The sequence below is a fragment of the Rickettsia endosymbiont of Proechinophthirus fluctus genome (assembly GCF_001602635.1).
Classification (GTDB): domain Bacteria; phylum Pseudomonadota; class Alphaproteobacteria; order Rickettsiales; family Rickettsiaceae; genus Rickettsia; species Rickettsia rickettsii.
Genome location: NZ_LECS01000004.1, coordinates 424089 through 440678, shown reverse-complemented (window position 1 = coordinate 440678; position 16590 = coordinate 424089). Strand labels below are relative to the sequence as shown.

Below are 16590 nucleotides of genomic sequence, written 5' to 3'. Positions count from 1 at the left end.
ACTCCGTTACTAAAGAACTTGAAGCAATAGCTGAACCGCAGCCGAATGTTTTAAATTTAGCATCTGTAATAATCCCGTCATCATCAACTGCGATTTGTAACTTCATAACGTCACCGCAAGCAGGAGCTCCAACTAGTCCTGTACCAACATTTTTATTTTCTTTATCAAGCGATCCAACATTACGAGGATTTTCATAATGATCTATCACTTTTTTGCTATAAGCCATTGTTATTCTCTAAAATTTGGTTTTGTATGTTATACTTGTGTGAATACCTAAGCCGTCATTGCGAGGAAAAAACTGTAAGTTTTGACGAAGCAATCTCAGGATATTTGATAAGATTGCCATGCAGCCTACGGCTGCTCGCAATGCCGATATTCTCAATGTACAGCCCATTTAATCTTTTTCAAATCAATTCCCTCTTGCATCATTTCCCAAAGAGGGCTTAATGCCCTGAGTTTATCGATTTTTGAGCATATTAAATTTACTGCGTAGTCAACTTCCTGCTCGGTAGTAAATCTACCTATGCCGAACCGAATTGCAGTATGGGCAAGCTCTTCACCGATTCCCATAGAACGTAAAACATATGACGGCTCTAAAGAGGCAGAAGTACAAGCAGAACCGGAGGAAACCGCTAAATCTTTAATGGCAAGGATCATTGATTCTCCTTCAACTCCGGCAAAGCTTAAATTTAAATTACCTTTATATCTTTGATTTTTATCGCCGTTTAAATAAACTTCTGAAATTCGCTTATGTATTTTATTTAAAAACCTGTCGAATAAGTAATTTACGTGTTTAGTATCTTTTTCCATCTCACTATACGCTATTTCAGCAGCCATGCCAAGCCCTACGATTAAAGGAGTCGGTAGTGTACCTGAACGCATACCTCTCTCCTGCCCGCCACCGTTTATGAGCGGTGTAACACGCACACGAGGTTTTTTCCTTACATATAATGCACCTATTCCTTTCGGACCGTAAATTTTATGCCCTGAGATACTGGCAAGATCAATATTAAATGCGTTAACATCAATTGGAATTTTACCAAAACCTTGAGCAATATCGGAATGAAAAAAAACGCCCTTTTCACGGCAAATTTTCCCGATTTCCTTTAAAGGCTGAACAACACCTATTTCATTATTAACCACCATAACTGAAACTAACATAGTCTGATCGGTAATGGCATTTTTTAGAGTTTCTAAATCGATTATTCCATTTGGCTTAATCGGTAAGTATGTGATTTTTATACCTTCTTGCTCTAAATGCCTGCAAGCATCAAGTACGCATTTATGTTCACTGACTACGGTAATAATATGATTCTTTTTATTGCTGTAAAATTTTGCTATTCCCTTTATTGCAAGATTATTAGACTCAGTTGCACCGGAAGTGAAAATAATTTCTTTAGCATCCGCTCCTATTAACTTTGCTACCATACTCCTTGCCTCTTCAACGGCGTTTTCTGCCTCCCAACCGAAAGAATGGCTGCGTGAATGAGGATTGCCGAACTTGGTAGTAAAATAAGGCAACATTGCCTCCATTACTCTTGGATCTATTGGAGTCGTCGCCTGATAATCCATATATATCGGTAAGGTTAAATTGTTTAATTGTGGGTTCATATGGTTAAATTAATTCATGTTTTGGTATAGTTTAAATAGTCATCGATGTCATTCCTGCGGAAGCGGGAATGACATAAACGGAGCCGTGCAACCAATGTAGCTTTTAGCTAGGAATGACATCGTAAATCTCCTCAAAAGCCTCTATAAAAGCCTCTATATCACTTACCGTATTAGTATGGCTTAAAGATATCCTAATCGAAGATTTTGCTTCTTCTTCCCCTACACCCATATTGGTTAATACATGCGATTTAGATATTTTTCCCGATGAACAAGCAGAACCGGAACTTACGCAAATATTATGTAAATCAAACCCGATTAATTTCGCTTGTGCATCCGTATTTGGTATAGTAATTAAGGTAGTATTAGGCAACCTAGCTACGTTATTACTAATAATATTTACATTAGGATATTTTTTTAATTTTTCCTCTAAATTTTCTTGTAACTTTTTGATTTTTATATAATTTTCTGAGATATTGTCTGTCCTCAATGCAGAAGCTAAACCAAATCCTGCAATTGCTAAAACATTTTCAGTGCCTGAGCGTACTGATTTTTCCTGCCCTCCTCCTATAATCATTGGAGTAACTTGAAAATTAGAGTTAGAAATTAAAGCAGCACCACCCTGCCCCCCTCCTATTTTATGCCCTGAAATTGTAGCAAAATCTAATCCTAATGCTTTGATATTTATTGGTATTCTGCCAAAACCTTGCACTAAATCGCTATGAAATTTTGCCTCATATTTTTTAGTTATTTTACCTATCTCAGCTATATCTTGTAAAACTCCGCTTTCATTATTAGCCATTATTATGGAAACTAGTTTTTTACTAGTATTACTTTGAGCTAACAACTCTTCTAAATGTTCTAAATCAACTAGCCCTTGCGTATTAACACTTATAACTTTAATATTTGGAGCGTAGTTTATATGGTTATAGATCGATAAATGTTCAATAGCTGAAATAAAAATATCGCCGTCATAAAAATTTTTCATTATTAAATTATTACCTTCAGTTCCTGATGAAGTAAAAGTAATATCATATTCTCTAGATGATAAGGTTATACCAAGAGCCGTCGCTATTTGTGCGCGTACTGTTTCTATGAGATTCTTAGCAAATCTACCTGAGCTATGTGCTGATGAAGGGTTAAGCTCCTTGTCCATTAAACTTATTATGAATTCCTTAACTCTAGGGTCGATAAAAGTAGTAGCATTATGGTCTAAATATATCATATATTTAAATTTGAGTTTAAAGCATCTTTAATTGAGATATTTTCAAAATAATCTCTAATATGCTTACCAAGACCTTGCCATAATTTATGCGAATTACATTTTATTGTATCAGGCACGCAAGTTTTAACTGACTTCTTATAGCAGGTAGTCATTATAAAATTTTCGTTAACGGCGTCCATAATATCGGAAATTTTTATTTCTTCTAGGTTACCGATTAAAATATACCCACCTTTCGATCCTCTAATAGCCTTAACTAGATCAGCTTTTTTAAGTTTAGAAAATATCTGTTCTAAATAGTTAAGCGATATATTTTGTTTTACGGACATTTCATTCAAAGTGACCGGTTCGGCACTTGATTTTGAAGCCATTTCAAGTATTGCCATTACGGCATATCTTCCTTTCGTCGTCAGCATCATATAACCAACCTATTAAAACTTAAAATTGTTTAATATCTACAATACCCAAGTAATTTAGTCAAGTATATAATTATATTATTTAATAAAAAATTAGCTTGTTAATATAAACTAAAATTTAATTGTGTAAAAACTAGTAGCAGTAGAAAAGAAGGAGAGAATATTATAAATAAGTGTTAATCCAACATTACCTAGGGACGTTGTTGTATGGTGCAAAAAACACCTTCGATATCATTCCTAGCTAGAAGCGGGAATCCAAAATTGCTTTGTCATCATCCCGCAAGTTTGTAGAGGGACCCAATTAAATATTAGTACTTTAAATTATTTTTATGGTCCCAGTGGTCAAGCGAACTAGGTGACATAATGGGTTTTACCAATCTACGCAACAATGCTGGAGTATGACATTTAGCTGGATGCCTGCTTCGCAGGAATGACATTTAATTATAAATAGTTAATTTATTATCCACGCCCTCTGTTTGTTGTTCTATTTCTAGCTTTAGGTTTTGAAGAAGCAGCAATATTTTTTAAATTAGTTTGATAATTTTTAATTTTCTCTATTCTTGCCTCTCTTAGTTTTTCATAATGAGTTTTAGCATTTTTTCTGAAATCTACTTTGGTTTCCATATTTTTTACAAAATCAGTAACAAGTATTCGTAGATGCCCTTGAATATCGATTTGACAATTTTTATCTAAAGCACCGGGCCATAGTGTCTTGTATTTTTTTATAGCACAGTACATGTCTAAAGCTTCAGGTTGATAATGACCGCTATTATTACGAAGGCAATCAATTTTCCCCTATCATTTATACCTATAACTCCTGCTGCTTCCGCAGGCTTTCCACTTAAAAATGAACCGTGAACAAGATTTTTAGTATTTGGCAAATATTGATTTTTATGAGTACCCATATAAATTGTTCCATCCTCTCCCATTACAAATGCTTGAACATTATTCATGCTTTTACTTTCTTTACCGATAGTAGAAGCTACTTTACCGTTAGCATCAAGTAATCTTTGAGAGGAGGTATCATAGAATAATTGGTGATTTTTTTCTTCTGGTCCCATACGTAATATTTTAAATTTATGCCCATCCCATATTTGTTTACCTTGAGCTATTTCTTGAAGATGATGTTCTGCAAAGTTTTGGATTTGGATGAACTACTTTAACTCTTACAGAATCTACTATATTGCATCGTTTAATTTTCCTAACTCATGTTCCGGTATTAAAGCATGCTTAAATTTCTTTATTAATCTATTCCAATTATCTCTAGCTCTAGTTTTGGGATCTCTAAAAGGTGTATCAATATTTCTTCTGACATCTCCAACTAGATAAACTTTATTATCTTTTTGGACTAAGTTATCTTTGTATAAAGGCTCTCCTTCTTGACTTATAAGTGGACCTTTTCTTGCAATAGCAGCTAATTGACCATCCTTATAAAGAATAATTTTTTCATTACTTATGAATTAATTTGTATTTTACCCTGATGCTTTAAATTACCAATACCGATACCGTCAATATCTGCAATTTGAATATCTCTATTTTTATCAACAAATTTTCTAATTTCTTCAGAATTATTGATAAATTGACCGTTATCCTTTAATATTCCTTGTATATCGCCGATAGTATAAGTAAATTCTTCTTTGATTGTTTTTGTGTCCTTTATAAGACCTACTGCAGCGAAAATTTGTTGAAAGAAATTTAGATTGCTCTTTACTTCAACATTTTTACTCCAATAGCTTCTCGTTCATGGATTACCAATTGATCCGGCTTTAAGTAGCCACCTTTATCATAAATATTAATTACTCTTCCTCTTATAAGGTCTACTTCTGTTGCTTCTTTATCTTGTGAAAATTCCTTAACTTGCGGCTCTTCTGCAAACCTTACTTTCTTTTTTTTCTTACCCATTTAAATAAATTTATAAAAAAATAACTTTAGGTTTCATTTTAACAATAAAAACTTTTATTTTTTTAATAATAGGCTATTTGTTTAGTAAATTGAGGATTTAAAATCACATATTATATGCTAACTGATTTTTCTTACATATAGTGCGATAGGTTCTTGTTAATTTGCCAAATAGCGACAAATACTAAACAAGTTGTAAACATTTGTAGTAGCTGTAATAATATGCTTAATTCCGGTATTAATATAATAATAACCGGTTGTAATATTATCGGGACTCCGCTTGAAAACATTACTAACCTTATAGAAGTTTGTATTGAAGTTTTAGTAGTAAGTAAATTAGCTAAGCTATATACTAACAAAACTATAATACTTCTCTCTAATAAGAATGTTACAAACCACAATAATATAATAGCCGGCATACCGAAATAAATAAATAAATTGGGGGCATATAATAAATGATTGGCAAAATATTTTTTTATTATTTCAGGAGTTAAAATTACTTCATTTTGCTTGAATATCTCAGAATAGTTAACAGTACTTGGGAAATTTTTCTTAGTATTGGCTACAATTAAATTTATCTTCAGCTTATTCTCTTCAAGTACAAACGGTATTTTGCTTTTTTCTTTGTTAGAAACTTGATTTTTTGTATCAATGACGACTATTTTATTGTTATTCTTACTATATAAATATATAGGCTCTACTTCTTCAACTGAAATGTTTGAATTATTATATTTAATTTCCGGTAATTGATTGATAATATATTCAATGTTGGCTGTAACTTTTGATGATTGTATTCCGTTAAAATAATCTTTTAAAGTTATTATGTAATTTAATATAAAAATACAATAAATTATTGATGGAATAAAAGATAAGGTAAATACATATCTTATTCCGTACCCTTGATAGTTTTTATATACATCTTTATAAAACTCTATAGAGCGAATTGATAAATGTAATTGACGGAGTAATACTTTTAATCCTCCTAATATAAATGATAATAAATACATGTATAAGTAATTTATTTAAGTTTTTAACCTCTTCCTTCTTTAATCCGGTTGAGGTAGCTATTAAATCAGTTTTTACACCAGCTGTGATTAAATTTTTGGCTATATTAATTGTGCTTTAAGTATTTTTGCTATTTCTATTATATCATTTTGACCGAGTTTGGTCAAAATGTAGAATAAAATTAACTCTATATAATCAATCCCTATATTAACCTCAGCAAATATAGGTAAAAGGTCTGCTATTTCTTACCATCTCTTTAACAAATCTCGTGTATGAATGTGCTTCATAAAAAATTATAAAATTCCAGACCAAGTATTTTCTATCAATTTTTCATCAGGAATTTCATGAACATTAATTAGCTGATAATCATTAATACAACTAGCTTTTACTAATTCACTATTTTCAAATAATTCCCATAAATTTAAAGGAGCAGTATTATTTTTGTATGCCATTATAAAACACTAAAGGATATATGAAAGGAAATTCTGTGTTTTTTAGTACTTTCTATAATATTCAGCAATATTTAACATATACCTAAATAACCAAAAAGCCATATAATAATATTAACCAATGTCTTAGAAGATAATTAAGGTGATCATAAGCTTTTTAAGCAAGTAGAAAATATGGCTTTGCAGCGTGACTCTCTTGTTGTACCGGTAAAACTACTTATTTCATTTCAGTAGAGAAAAATAATAAACGAATACAAAGGCCCGATAGAGTTTTGTTTTATAAATCTTTGAGTATTGCAGGAAACGCAGAGTTAATTAATATAACGCATTCTCATTTGTTAGAAATAGATGTTAGTGATCTAACGGCAAATGCTTTAGCAGAGAAGATTTTAGAGCATACAAATAATATTGAGTAAATGAATAATATTTTAGATTACAAAGCATACTACGATTGAATTGAGAATCTGAAGCTAGAAATCAAGCACATACGAATTCGTGCACATTTAAGCGTAAATAAAGAATTGATAAAACTATATTGAAATATTGGTGTTCAAATAATTAAACGTCAAAAGCTTGAGAAGTGGGGAGCAAAAGTTATAGAAAATATTTCTAAAGACTTATTAAAAGAATTGCCTGAAATGAAAAGATTATCTTATTAAAATATTTCTTATATGAGGCAATTTGCTGAAGAATATAATGATGAACGAATCCCCCAACAGCCTGTTGGAGAAATTCCCTGGGGATATCATATAGTCATTGTCTCAAAAGTTAAAAATCATACTGAAAGGCTTTGGTATGTATGCACACAAAACTATAGAAAATGGTTGGTCACGTAACGTACTAACCTTGCAAATTAAAAGCAATTTATACGCAAGATCAGGAAAAAGTATAAATAATTTTGGACATACTTTACCGGCAATGCAGTTTGATTTAGCAAAATCAATGATAAAAAATCCTTATAATTTAGAATTTCTAGATATTAAAGAAAATATTTTAGAACGAGAACTAGAAAATAAGCTAATAGATAATATTAAGGATTTTTTATTAGAACTCGGTCAAGATTTTGCATTTATAGGTAATCCATACCTATAGAATTAGAAGGAGAGGATGATTACTTAGATTTAGTTTTTTATCATGTTAAACTTAAATGCTATGTTGTTATTGAATTAAAAACGGGTAAATTTAAACTTAAATTAACCGAAGAATTTACCTACGAAATGAAAAAGCTATTTACCTAGTCCAAAAGATTTAGCTAGGTTAAAGAAACGAAGAGAAAAAGGATAATTATGAGTAGTGTAAATATTAGTTTAGTAACTCCTGATAATATTACAAATATTTTACCTTTGATGGCTCAACTTGGCTATCCTTCTAGTTCAGAAGAATTAATAGCACGTTTTAAGAATTTTATAAATAGTGAGGGGTATGGTGTTGCTTTAGCTAGTTTAGATAATAAAATAGTTGGATTTATTGCTTGGTCTAAATCGCTGCTTTTCGCCTCAGATAAAACTAGAATTCATATTGAAGCTTTAATTATTGATGAGAATTATCGGGGAAAACAAATAGGTAAAAAGCTTATGGAATATTTAGAAGAAATAGTAAAAAAATATAGCCTCGTAATCGTTGATCTTACTTCTGGTTATCGATGTGCTAAAGACAGTATGCATATATTTTATGAAGTGTTAGATTATCATAATTCCAGAGAAATGGCTAAATTATATTTAAGAAAAGAGTTATGAAGAATGAATCTGTAAAGAATATACGTTTAACCACTGCAACCGTTGCTGATTATCCTCTAGTCCAAAATATGGTACGGTTTTATATATATGATATATCGCGTTATTGTGGGTTTGAATCAGATGAATATGATTGGACATTGTCACGAGATAGTTTATATGAAGCTGATAATTACAAAAAATATTTTATAGAAACGGATAGGAAAGCCTATTGAATTAAATTAAATGACGAAATAGCAGGTTTTATATTGCTTAATAAGGTTGGAACGCATTATAAAATCGATTGGAATATGGGGGAATTTTTTATTATAGCAAGATTTCAAAATAAAGAAGTTGGTAGGCAAGTAGCTAAGCAAATTTGGCAAATGCATAAAAGATTATGGGAAGTTGTGGTTATTCCTGAAAATAAGCTGGCATTAATATTTTAGCGGAAAGTCATTAACGAATTTACTAGAAATTAAACTTGTTCAAATGAGTGATTATAAGGCCGAAAGAGTTATTTTTGAATTTGATGCCAATATATTATGAATATAAATTTTACTACAACCTAATCTCTGCTTTTGCTAAATCTTTTAAAGTGCGTGATCCGGTGCATAGCATGGTAATTTTAAGCTGCTCGATTATCAATTGTATCTCTTCGAAAAGCAAGCTTTCAGAAGTATCTGCTGCTTTTAAAAATTGACCGGCAAGTCCAAAAATATTAGCTCCTATACGAATTGCTTTTGCACCGTCAATGCCGGATTTTAACCCGCCACTGGTAATAATCGGAATATCTTTTGAAACTTCCCGCACCATTTTTAGAGAATCTAAAGTCGGGATTCCCCAGTTAATAAAGCTACTAGCTATACGGTTTTGTAACGAATTTGTAGCACGATAAGCCTCTACTTGACTCCAAGATGTCCCACCGCTCCCTGCAATATCAAGAACCTTAACCCCTGCGTCAATAAGACTCTCAGCAACTTTTTTAGATAAACCGTATCCTACTTCCTTAACAATTACTGGAATAGAGAGGTAATGAACCACTTCTCTTATCTTAGGTAACAGCTTTTCCCAGTTTCTATTACCTTCCGGCTGTGTCAGTTCCTGTAACACGTTTAAGTGTAAAATTAAGGCATCGGCTTTAATAGCATCTACTAAATACTGACATTCTTTGGGTGTTACGCCATAATTAAGCTGTACTGCACCGATATTGGCTAGTAAAGGGATATCGGGAGCTATATGCCTTACTGCAAATGTCTTGATTGTATCCGGTTCCGTTAACAAAACCCGCATAGAGCCAAGCCCCATAGCAATACCGGCTTTTTGAGCGACCTGTGCAAGTCTATAGTTAATATCTCTAGCTCTAGTCGTGCCTCCGGTCATACTAGAAATTAGAATAGGTGCTTGTAAAGATTTGCCGAGGAAAGTAGTAGTTGTATTGATGCTATCGTAGTTAATTTCCGGTAATGCATTGTGAATAAAGTGAATAGATTCAAAACCGTTTTTAAGTGTAGATTCAACATTTTTCGTAAGATTAATTTCAATATGGTCTTGCTTTCTTTCTATATCTAAATTCTGATCTTTTAGCATTTTCTCACTAATTCTTTTTATACTTAATCTATATATAATATATCTAGGTTCTGTGAAGATTTCTAATTGATTTTTTATTTTGAAGTATTTTTTAGCGAAAATTAATAAGATTTTTGAAGGAATAGTTATTCATATTTCGAAAAAACTTATAATTTGCAGCAAAAAAGAGTCATAATTATGATTATTCTATTAAATGTCCACAGAACCTAAGCATTAAAGAAATAATCAAGTGCTGCAAGTTTTGAAGGTAAGTTTATTAATGGGTCTGAACGTTCAAAATCATAAGCATTGTAAAGGAGTACAGTCTGCTTCTATAATGTAAGCGTGTATATTTTTAGGCTCATTATTTTCTAGCTTATACCCTATAACATAGCTTGAGTATTTTTGTTCGATCAATTCTAAACTCCATTCTATATCCTTATCCCACCATAGTTTTATATGTGGCATTTCTAGCCATTTTAAAAAAAAGCAAAAAATGAGAAGTAGAAAGTGGGGTAAAGCTTATGTTAATATATTGTTTATCATTAAATAACTTGTATTACCTTTAAAATGCCCCGCTTTGAGCTTTATATTCTCCGGCCTGTTGTTAATACCAATTAATTTAATTTTTCTGATAATTGTGTAATTACTTTATGCATTTTATAGCCTCTTATTAATTCACTAAGTAAGTTAAAACTAATCTAAAAAGGAATTATGATAAGATTTGAATATTATCTAACTTTTTTTGAAAAGCAAAAAGTCCTTAGTTTATGATATGTTTACTGTGTGAAGTATTTATAAATTGAAATAGCAATAAGACATGGTGGAGCCAGGGGGAGTCGAACCCCCGACCTTTTGAATGCCATTCAAACACTCTACCAACTGAGCTATGACCCCAATATAGTCAATTGATTTGGACTCGCCTGCATCGTCATTCTCCTATTAGTTAGGTTTAACTCCTCGCTTCTGGTGTGCAAATCCCACTGACTTGACTATAACAAATTAATTCTCTTATACTATAATAATAAAACTAAATCTATAAAATTTAATCTTTATTTTGCTAACAATGTCATAGCATCTCTGGACGATATTATATTATCTACTAATCCAAATTTTTTTGCTTCTTCCGGTGACATGAAATTATCACGTTCCATACTTTTTTCGATATGTTGTAACTCTTGTTCAGTATGTTTACTATACAATTCGTTAAGTAACCTTTTGATTTTTAGGGTTTCTTGAGCGTGGATTTCTATATCGGTAGCTTGCCCTTTATAACCTCCTGATGGTTGATGGATCATAATACGACTGTGAGGTAAACTATAACGCATCCCCTTCTCGCCCCCGCACAGTAAAAGTGAACCCATAGAACAAGCTTGACCTATGCATAATGTAGCCACTTTAGGTTTTATATATTGCATTGTGTCATAAATTGCAAGACCTGCGGTTACAACTCCTCCGGGGGAATTGATATACATATATATATCTTTTTTAGGATTTTCTGCTTCAAGAAACAATAATTGTGCAACAATTAAGTTTGCCATATGATCTTCAACAGTACTACATACAAAGATTATACGTTCTTTTAGCAATCTTGAATATATATCATAAGCACGTTCACCGCGTGATGTTGGTTCAATTACTATCGGTACATACGACATTAATATTTTCTCCTGAAATTGATTAATTAAATAGTTTTTCGTCATTACGAGGAGGTTATTTTAATAACCGACGTTTGGTAACCTCATGAAGTAGCATAGAACTCCTGAGATTGCTTCGTTGAAACTTACAGTTTCTCCTCGCAATGACTTATAATAGATTATTACTTCTTATCTTCTAAAGCATTAGCAAGTATATCTCCCATATTGGTAGTATTATCACTAGAACCATATGTTTTGAGAGCTTTTTGACGTTCTGCTATTTTATGAGCTTTTACCGATAATAAAATTCTACCGGTTGATTTCTCGATAGAAACAACTTTTGCTTCTATTTCTTTGTCTATTTGAAACATTTCAGGCTTCTGCTCGTCTTTTTCATCCGATAGTTCAGTGCTTTTAATAAAACCTGCTACTTTATCGTTTAATAATACTTCGAGTCCTTCATCTTTAACTTCTGTTATAAGGGCTTTAACTATGGTGCCTTTTTTATATTCATCACTGATTTCTTGATATGGATTCGGCGACAATTGTTTTATACCTAAACTAACTTGTTCTTTTTCAATATTAATGGCTAGAACTTTGCATTCTATTTCGTCACCTTTTTTGTATGATTTTAATAGATCCGTTCCTTTATCTTCCCAGCTAATATCACCTTCATGAATCATGCCGTCCATATTATTACCGAGTGCAACAAAAATACCGAAATCCGTAATATTTCTAATCGGTGCTTTAATTATAGTACCGACAGGATTATTTTCAGCGAACTTTGTTAAAGGATTTTCTTGGCATTGTTTAATACTTAAAGAAACACGATGCTTTTCAGTATCGACCTCTAAAACTACGAATTCTACTTCTTGCCCTATAGTTAGCGTTTTTCTAGGATTTTGATTAGATTTTAACCAACTAATTTCGCTTGAATGAACAAGTCCCTCAAGCCCGTCTTTTAATTCTATAAATACGCCGTAATCAGCAAAATTTGTAACTTTACCGGTCATTTGTTTACCGACGTGGAATTCTTCTTTAATTGCTTCCCATGGGTTAGAATCAAGTTGTTTTATACCGAGTGATATTCTTTTGGTTTTTTCATCAAACTTAATAACCATTACTTTAACCTTTTGGTTAAAGTCTAACACTTCTGAAGGATGGTTCACTCTTCCCCAAGAAATATCGGTTAAATGTAATAAACCATCAACACTTCCAAGATCGATAAACGCACCGTAATCAGTAATATTTTTTACGGTTCCTTCTAATACCATGCCTTCTTTAATTTTAGATAGCATCTCATCTCTAGCTTCGGAACGTGATTCTTCTAAAATGGCTCTTCTTGAAACTACTATATTACCAAGCTTTTTATCCATACTTAAAATTTTAAACGGTTGCTTGATATTCATTATAGAAGTAGGATCTTTAATAGGTCTAACGTCAACTTGGCTTCCCGGTAAGAATGCTACTACACCGGATAAATCCACGGTAAAGCCTCCTTTTACACGACCGAAAATCGTACCGTCGACAAATTCGCCCTTGGAACACATGATTTCTAGTTGTCCCCATAATTCCTCTTTAACTGCTTTTTCACGGCTCAATATTGTTCTGCCGTTACGTCCTTCAATTTTCTCGATGAAAACTTCAACTACGTCCCCAACTTTAGGTAAAGCTAAAAATTCAGATTTAGGTATTCTACCTTCATTTTTTAATCCAACGTCAACAATAATTATATCGTTTTTTATTTCGATGACTTGACCTTTAACTACCGTTTTTTCTTTTATATGACTTGTATCAACGGTTTCAAGCATTTTAGAGAAATCTTCTGCAAATGCGTGATTCATTGCTGCAAGTTGTGGAACAAATCGTTGTTTTAGTTTTATTGACATATTCTTCTCGTAATATTAGCTAAAGTGCCTAGGCTAATAAAATTTTTTTGAAAGGTTAATAAAATTGGATGCTCTTGCATGGCTAAAAAAAAGTGTTCTATGTCATTCCCGCGTAGGCAGGAATCCAGAAAAAGCAAAATTGAGCTTTTAATATTAAAAATTCAGTGTGTTTTTACCTTTTAGTGACTGAATTCCCGCCTACGCGGGAATGACATACTAGCCATGCAATAACGCCATAAAATCGAATAAAATAACCTAGCACTTTTTCACGTTATTTTATTCTTTATATAATTTGTTACTTCTTCTACGACTTCCATAGCCGAAAGCTTTGAAGTATCGATAATTAAAGCATCTGAAGCCGGTAATAACGGTGCAGCTTTTCGCTCTTTATCTCTTTTATCTCGCAAAATTATTTGCCGTAAAATCTCATCGAGTATACATGTTTTTCCTTTTGCTTGCAACTGCTTATATCGTCTTTCAGCCCTAATTTGAGGATTTGCGGTTATAAAAATCTTTAAATCGGCGTCCGGTGCAACAACGGTGCCTATATCCCTACCCTCCATAATCATTCTAGGTGTTGTTTTTACTAGATTAATCAGGTATTTGTTTAGATTATTTCTAATTTCACTTATTACGGCAATTTGCGATGCTATATTTCCTATATTCTCATTCTCTAAGTCAAAATTATTGTCAAGTTTTAATTCTTTAGATAAAGCAATTACCGCATCTATATCAGTGACATCTATTTTTTGACTAATACAGTAAAACGCAAGCTGCCTATAAACAATACTTGACTGAAAATATTTAAGAGAAAATTTCTTGGCCAGTATTAAACCGATAGTCCCTTTACCTGAAGCAGCAGGACCGTCAAGAGAAATAGTGAAATTTTGAGAAATATCAAAGGCTTTAGTTTTTAAATCCACCATAAAATTATAGACTAAATAATAAAATATTATAAGTAATGGAAATAAAGCTTGAAGTCTAGTACATTAATGAATTTTTTAAAAAAACAAGGGTTAAAAACTACATATAGATTTAGTTAGTACACCTTATGATGGGGTAATCAACAAATTAATTTTTTGATTTACAGCTTTAGCGTATTTTTGAAGGCTTAAGAAATTAGGAATATGATGTCCGCTTTCCATTCTTGCTATTTGCGCTTGAGAATTAGACATTTTTTTAGCAACATCCGCCTGAGTCATATTAGATGCAAGACGAACCTTTATTAAAATGCTTGCTATCTCAAATTCCATTTTTCGTGCTTCATAAGCTTTTTTTACTTCGGGGTTTGATAATAACTCTTTTTTAAATTTATCAAAGTTTTGCATTAAAACCTTCCTTTAATCTTAAGTTTTAGTTATTGCAATAGCTGTTTTAGGAGTTTTTTCTATTTTTTTAATAAATGTATGCAATATAACTATTTTTTATCAATATAATCTTTTAACATATAACTTGAACTAATCAATTGACACTTATCTTAATTGTAAATATTATAAGGTCCATAATTCAATAAAGCCAAAACTACATAAAGATTAAAAAAATTATAAGGGTGATTAGCTCAGTTGGTTAGAGCATTACGTTGACATCGTAAAGGTCGGTGGTTCGAGCCCACTATCACTCACCATTCTCCATTTTGCAGTTATTATAAAGTAAACCCACTCTTTTGTAAAGAAAATACTAATTTTTTAATTAAAGTTAATAACTTGAAGCATTTCTATTAGTATTTCACCCCACTATTTTAACTCTTAATAAACACCAATTCGTTATCAGATGAGTGTTTAGTACTAAATGCATAACCTAAATATGAGAAATTCTTAAGTAGCTCAGGTGAGTCAATTAGGTTGTTAGCAATAACCTTGACCATCGCCCCTCGAGCTTTTTTAGCATTTATACCGATTGTTGATAATTTACCGTTCCTATTTTCTTTAAAATGAACGTTAACTAATTGATATTTAAGTTTATTGGGGTTTATTACAGATGAATATTCTTGTGATGCTAGGTTAAGTAAATATTTATTTTCCTGTTTAGCAAGAATTTTATTAATATAGTTAGTGACTTCATCTTGCCAAAAGTTTGTTAAATTTATTTCATTTAATTTTGTTGCCATTTCTAATCTATACGGCTTAATAGTATCTAGCGGTTTTAAGACTCCGTAAAGTCCTGATATAATAAGCAAATGTGATTGCAAGAAATTTAATGCATGATTAGTTAATTTTTCTATATGTATATTATTAAAAACATCTCCTGTATAAGCAAAAATAGCCGCTTTACTCTCTTGATTATCAAAATCCTTAAATCTTTCTTTATTTATATGTGCAAGTTTTGCACTTATATTCATTATTTTCGATAATTGATTCTCAGAATAGCTTTGGAGTTTAGAAAGTAGTTTATTAGTTAACGTAAGGAACATTGGAATCGTCAGCTCCGTCTTGGGAGCTAACTTCTTGAAATTTAGAGTTTTAGCAGAAGAAATAATAGCAAGCATTTCTATCTAGCCGGAGTACTCGGAAGAGATGAAGTAGTGCTAGCGATATTTCTGTTAGTACTATCGATTGTTTGCATAATTGCATAGCTTGGACCACCGTCAAGCTCTACTACTTCTTTGGGTTTCGTAGTTTTTGGACCGGTACAGCCAATTAAAGCTATAGAAGCAAATAAAATTATTAAATACCTTATCATAAATACCCTGTTTTAATTTTACACTTAAGATAGCTGCCTATTATTATAATGTCAAGTGAGAGGAAAATTTTATTACCCTACCCTATAACCTTTCAGTAATAGTCTAAAGATTCTTCATAATATTTTAAATCTAATTCTGCATAATTTAAATTAGGTTCATCTTTGCTGCTTTCTATTTCGGGTTCAGGTTTAAGCTTATCATAATTTTTTCTAGTTTTTAAATAATATTCTAAAGTTTCTTCATATTCCCATCTAGGTAGAGGGTGATTATTAGATTCTTTTTCTAAATATATCATTATTGATGATGTTTTTTCCTTTAAAGATTCATTACATAATTCTTCAACAATAGGATAATATTCTTTCTTATTCAGATACTAAAGGCATGATTGTTGGTGTACTATCATTTAAGTAATTATATAATGCTTCAAAAAAAGAATCATATTGCCTATTACCTATAATATCGTGATATATAAAAGAGTCTATATTAAGTGCTTGAATAATCAGC

The 16590-nt window shown here is 31.7% G+C and carries 21 protein-coding genes, 2 tRNA genes and 3 pseudogenes; 7 read left to right on the top strand and 19 right to left on the bottom strand.

What is annotated here, in order from left to right; translation table 11 throughout:
• The 9 genes and pseudogenes from BG75_RS09870 to BG75_RS08285 all read right to left on the bottom strand — a co-directional run.
• Window positions 1-205 (bottom strand): annotated as a pseudogene (locus tag BG75_RS09870) (iron-sulfur cluster assembly scaffold protein); the annotation flags it as partial.
• A gap of 173 nt (window positions 206-378) precedes the next feature.
• Complete coding sequence (locus BG75_RS04165; RefSeq protein ID WP_062811551.1) at window positions 379-1611, bottom strand: IscS subfamily cysteine desulfurase; 1233 nt, start codon at window positions 1609-1611, stop codon at window positions 379-381.
• Window positions 1612-1714: 103 nt separating this feature from the next.
• Entirely contained in the window at window positions 1715-2833 is a 1119-nt protein-coding gene (locus tag BG75_RS04160; RefSeq protein ID WP_062811550.1) for a cysteine desulfurase family protein, read from the bottom strand.
• Window positions 2830-3249, bottom strand: a complete 420-nt coding sequence (locus tag BG75_RS04155; RefSeq protein ID WP_012150915.1) for a Fe-S cluster assembly transcription factor — start codon at window positions 3247-3249, stop codon at window positions 2830-2832. Before BG75_RS04155 ends, BG75_RS04160 begins: the two co-directional genes overlap by 4 nt.
• A 456-nt stretch (window positions 3250-3705) precedes the next feature.
• Window positions 3706-3984 (bottom strand): hypothetical protein, encoded by a 279-nt coding sequence (locus BG75_RS09020; protein ID WP_217284900.1) that lies wholly within the window; start codon window positions 3982-3984, stop codon window positions 3706-3708.
• Between the two features lie 2 nt (window positions 3985-3986).
• Window positions 3987-4307 carry a hypothetical protein gene (locus tag BG75_RS04150; protein ID WP_252903646.1) on the bottom strand — a complete coding sequence of 107 codons (321 nt, stop codon included), beginning with the start codon at window positions 4305-4307 and terminating at the stop codon, window positions 3987-3989.
• Between the two features lie 646 nt (window positions 4308-4953).
• Window positions 4954-5148 (bottom strand): hypothetical protein, encoded by a 195-nt coding sequence (locus tag BG75_RS09865; protein WP_252903645.1) that lies wholly within the window; start codon window positions 5146-5148, stop codon window positions 4954-4956.
• A 131-nt stretch (window positions 5149-5279) separates the two neighbouring features.
• Window positions 5280-6152, bottom strand: coding sequence for a DUF1189 family protein (locus BG75_RS04140; RefSeq protein ID WP_062811549.1), 873 nt, complete (start codon window positions 6150-6152; stop codon window positions 5280-5282).
• Window positions 6153-6443: 291 nt separating this feature from the next.
• Window positions 6444-6602 (bottom strand): transposase, encoded by a 159-nt coding sequence (locus BG75_RS08285; protein ID WP_062811548.1) that lies wholly within the window; start codon window positions 6600-6602, stop codon window positions 6444-6446.
• A 171-nt stretch (window positions 6603-6773) separates the two neighbouring features.
• Here BG75_RS08285 and BG75_RS04130 point away from each other — a divergent pair.
• From BG75_RS04130 to BG75_RS04110, 6 genes and pseudogenes are all read left to right on the top strand, one after another.
• A pseudogene (locus BG75_RS04130) lies at window positions 6774-7015 on the top strand (hypothetical protein).
• A 255-nt stretch (window positions 7016-7270) separates the two neighbouring features.
• On the top strand, window positions 7271-7435 hold the full coding sequence (locus tag BG75_RS07445; protein ID WP_084777218.1) for a DUF1016 N-terminal domain-containing protein: 165 nt from the start codon (window positions 7271-7273) through the stop codon (window positions 7433-7435).
• A pseudogene (locus BG75_RS10625) lies at window positions 7395-7837 on the top strand (PDDEXK nuclease domain-containing protein). The gene BG75_RS07445 and the pseudogene BG75_RS10625 overlap by 41 nt, the downstream one beginning before the upstream one ends.
• Before the next feature lie 48 nt (window positions 7838-7885).
• Window positions 7886-8335 carry a GNAT family N-acetyltransferase gene (locus BG75_RS04120; protein ID WP_062811546.1) on the top strand — a complete coding sequence of 150 codons (450 nt, stop codon included), beginning with the start codon at window positions 7886-7888 and terminating at the stop codon, window positions 8333-8335.
• Complete coding sequence (locus BG75_RS04115; protein ID WP_062811545.1) at window positions 8332-8547, top strand: hypothetical protein; 216 nt, start codon at window positions 8332-8334, stop codon at window positions 8545-8547. The genes BG75_RS04120 and BG75_RS04115 overlap by 4 nt, the downstream gene beginning before the upstream one ends.
• A gap of 33 nt (window positions 8548-8580) precedes the next feature.
• Complete coding sequence (locus tag BG75_RS04110) at window positions 8581-8760, top strand: hypothetical protein (RefSeq protein ID WP_062811544.1); 180 nt, start codon at window positions 8581-8583, stop codon at window positions 8758-8760.
• A 112-nt stretch (window positions 8761-8872) separates the two neighbouring features.
• Here BG75_RS04110 and fni read toward each other — a convergent pair whose 3' ends face one another.
• The 7 genes from fni to BG75_RS04080 all read right to left on the bottom strand — a co-directional run bounded on the left by fni (window position 8873) and on the right by BG75_RS04080 (window position 14734).
• Complete coding sequence (gene fni / locus BG75_RS04105; RefSeq protein WP_062811543.1) at window positions 8873-9901, bottom strand: type 2 isopentenyl-diphosphate Delta-isomerase; 1029 nt, start codon at window positions 9899-9901, stop codon at window positions 8873-8875.
• A gap of 279 nt (window positions 9902-10180) precedes the next feature.
• Window positions 10181-10348, bottom strand: a complete 168-nt coding sequence (locus tag BG75_RS09005; RefSeq protein WP_012736638.1) for a hypothetical protein — start codon at window positions 10346-10348, stop codon at window positions 10181-10183.
• A gap of 353 nt (window positions 10349-10701) precedes the next feature.
• Window positions 10702-10777 (bottom strand) — tRNA-Ala (locus BG75_RS04100).
• A gap of 155 nt (window positions 10778-10932) precedes the next feature.
• Window positions 10933-11538 carry an ATP-dependent Clp endopeptidase proteolytic subunit ClpP gene (gene clpP / locus BG75_RS04095; RefSeq protein WP_062811542.1) on the bottom strand — a complete coding sequence of 202 codons (606 nt, stop codon included), beginning with the start codon at window positions 11536-11538 and terminating at the stop codon, window positions 10933-10935.
• Window positions 11539-11699: 161 nt separating this feature from the next.
• Window positions 11700-13406, bottom strand: coding sequence for a 30S ribosomal protein S1 (locus tag BG75_RS04090; protein WP_062811541.1), 1707 nt, complete (start codon window positions 13404-13406; stop codon window positions 11700-11702).
• Window positions 13407-13672: 266 nt separating this feature from the next.
• Complete coding sequence (cmk, locus tag BG75_RS04085) at window positions 13673-14332, bottom strand: (d)CMP kinase (RefSeq protein ID WP_062811540.1); 660 nt, start codon at window positions 14330-14332, stop codon at window positions 13673-13675.
• 123 nt (window positions 14333-14455) lie between these two features.
• On the bottom strand, window positions 14456-14734 hold the full coding sequence (locus BG75_RS04080; protein ID WP_217284882.1) for a helix-turn-helix transcriptional regulator: 279 nt from the start codon (window positions 14732-14734) through the stop codon (window positions 14456-14458).
• Between the two features lie 219 nt (window positions 14735-14953).
• Here BG75_RS04080 and BG75_RS04075 point away from each other — a divergent pair.
• Window positions 14954-15030, top strand: a tRNA-Val gene (locus BG75_RS04075).
• A gap of 114 nt (window positions 15031-15144) precedes the next feature.
• Here the strand turns inward: BG75_RS04075 and BG75_RS04070 are convergent.
• The 3 genes from BG75_RS04070 to BG75_RS04060 form a co-directional block, all read right to left on the bottom strand.
• Window positions 15145-15891, bottom strand: coding sequence for a YaaA family protein (locus tag BG75_RS04070; RefSeq protein WP_062811539.1), 747 nt, complete (start codon window positions 15889-15891; stop codon window positions 15145-15147).
• Between the two features lie 2 nt (window positions 15892-15893).
• Window positions 15894-16085: a hypothetical protein gene (locus BG75_RS04065; RefSeq protein ID WP_062811538.1), complete on the bottom strand. Its 192-nt coding sequence runs from the start codon at window positions 16083-16085 to the stop codon at window positions 15894-15896.
• A 92-nt stretch (window positions 16086-16177) separates the two neighbouring features.
• Complete coding sequence (locus BG75_RS04060; protein WP_062811537.1) at window positions 16178-16381, bottom strand: hypothetical protein; 204 nt, start codon at window positions 16379-16381, stop codon at window positions 16178-16180.
• Window positions 16382-16590: the final 209 nt, after the last annotated feature.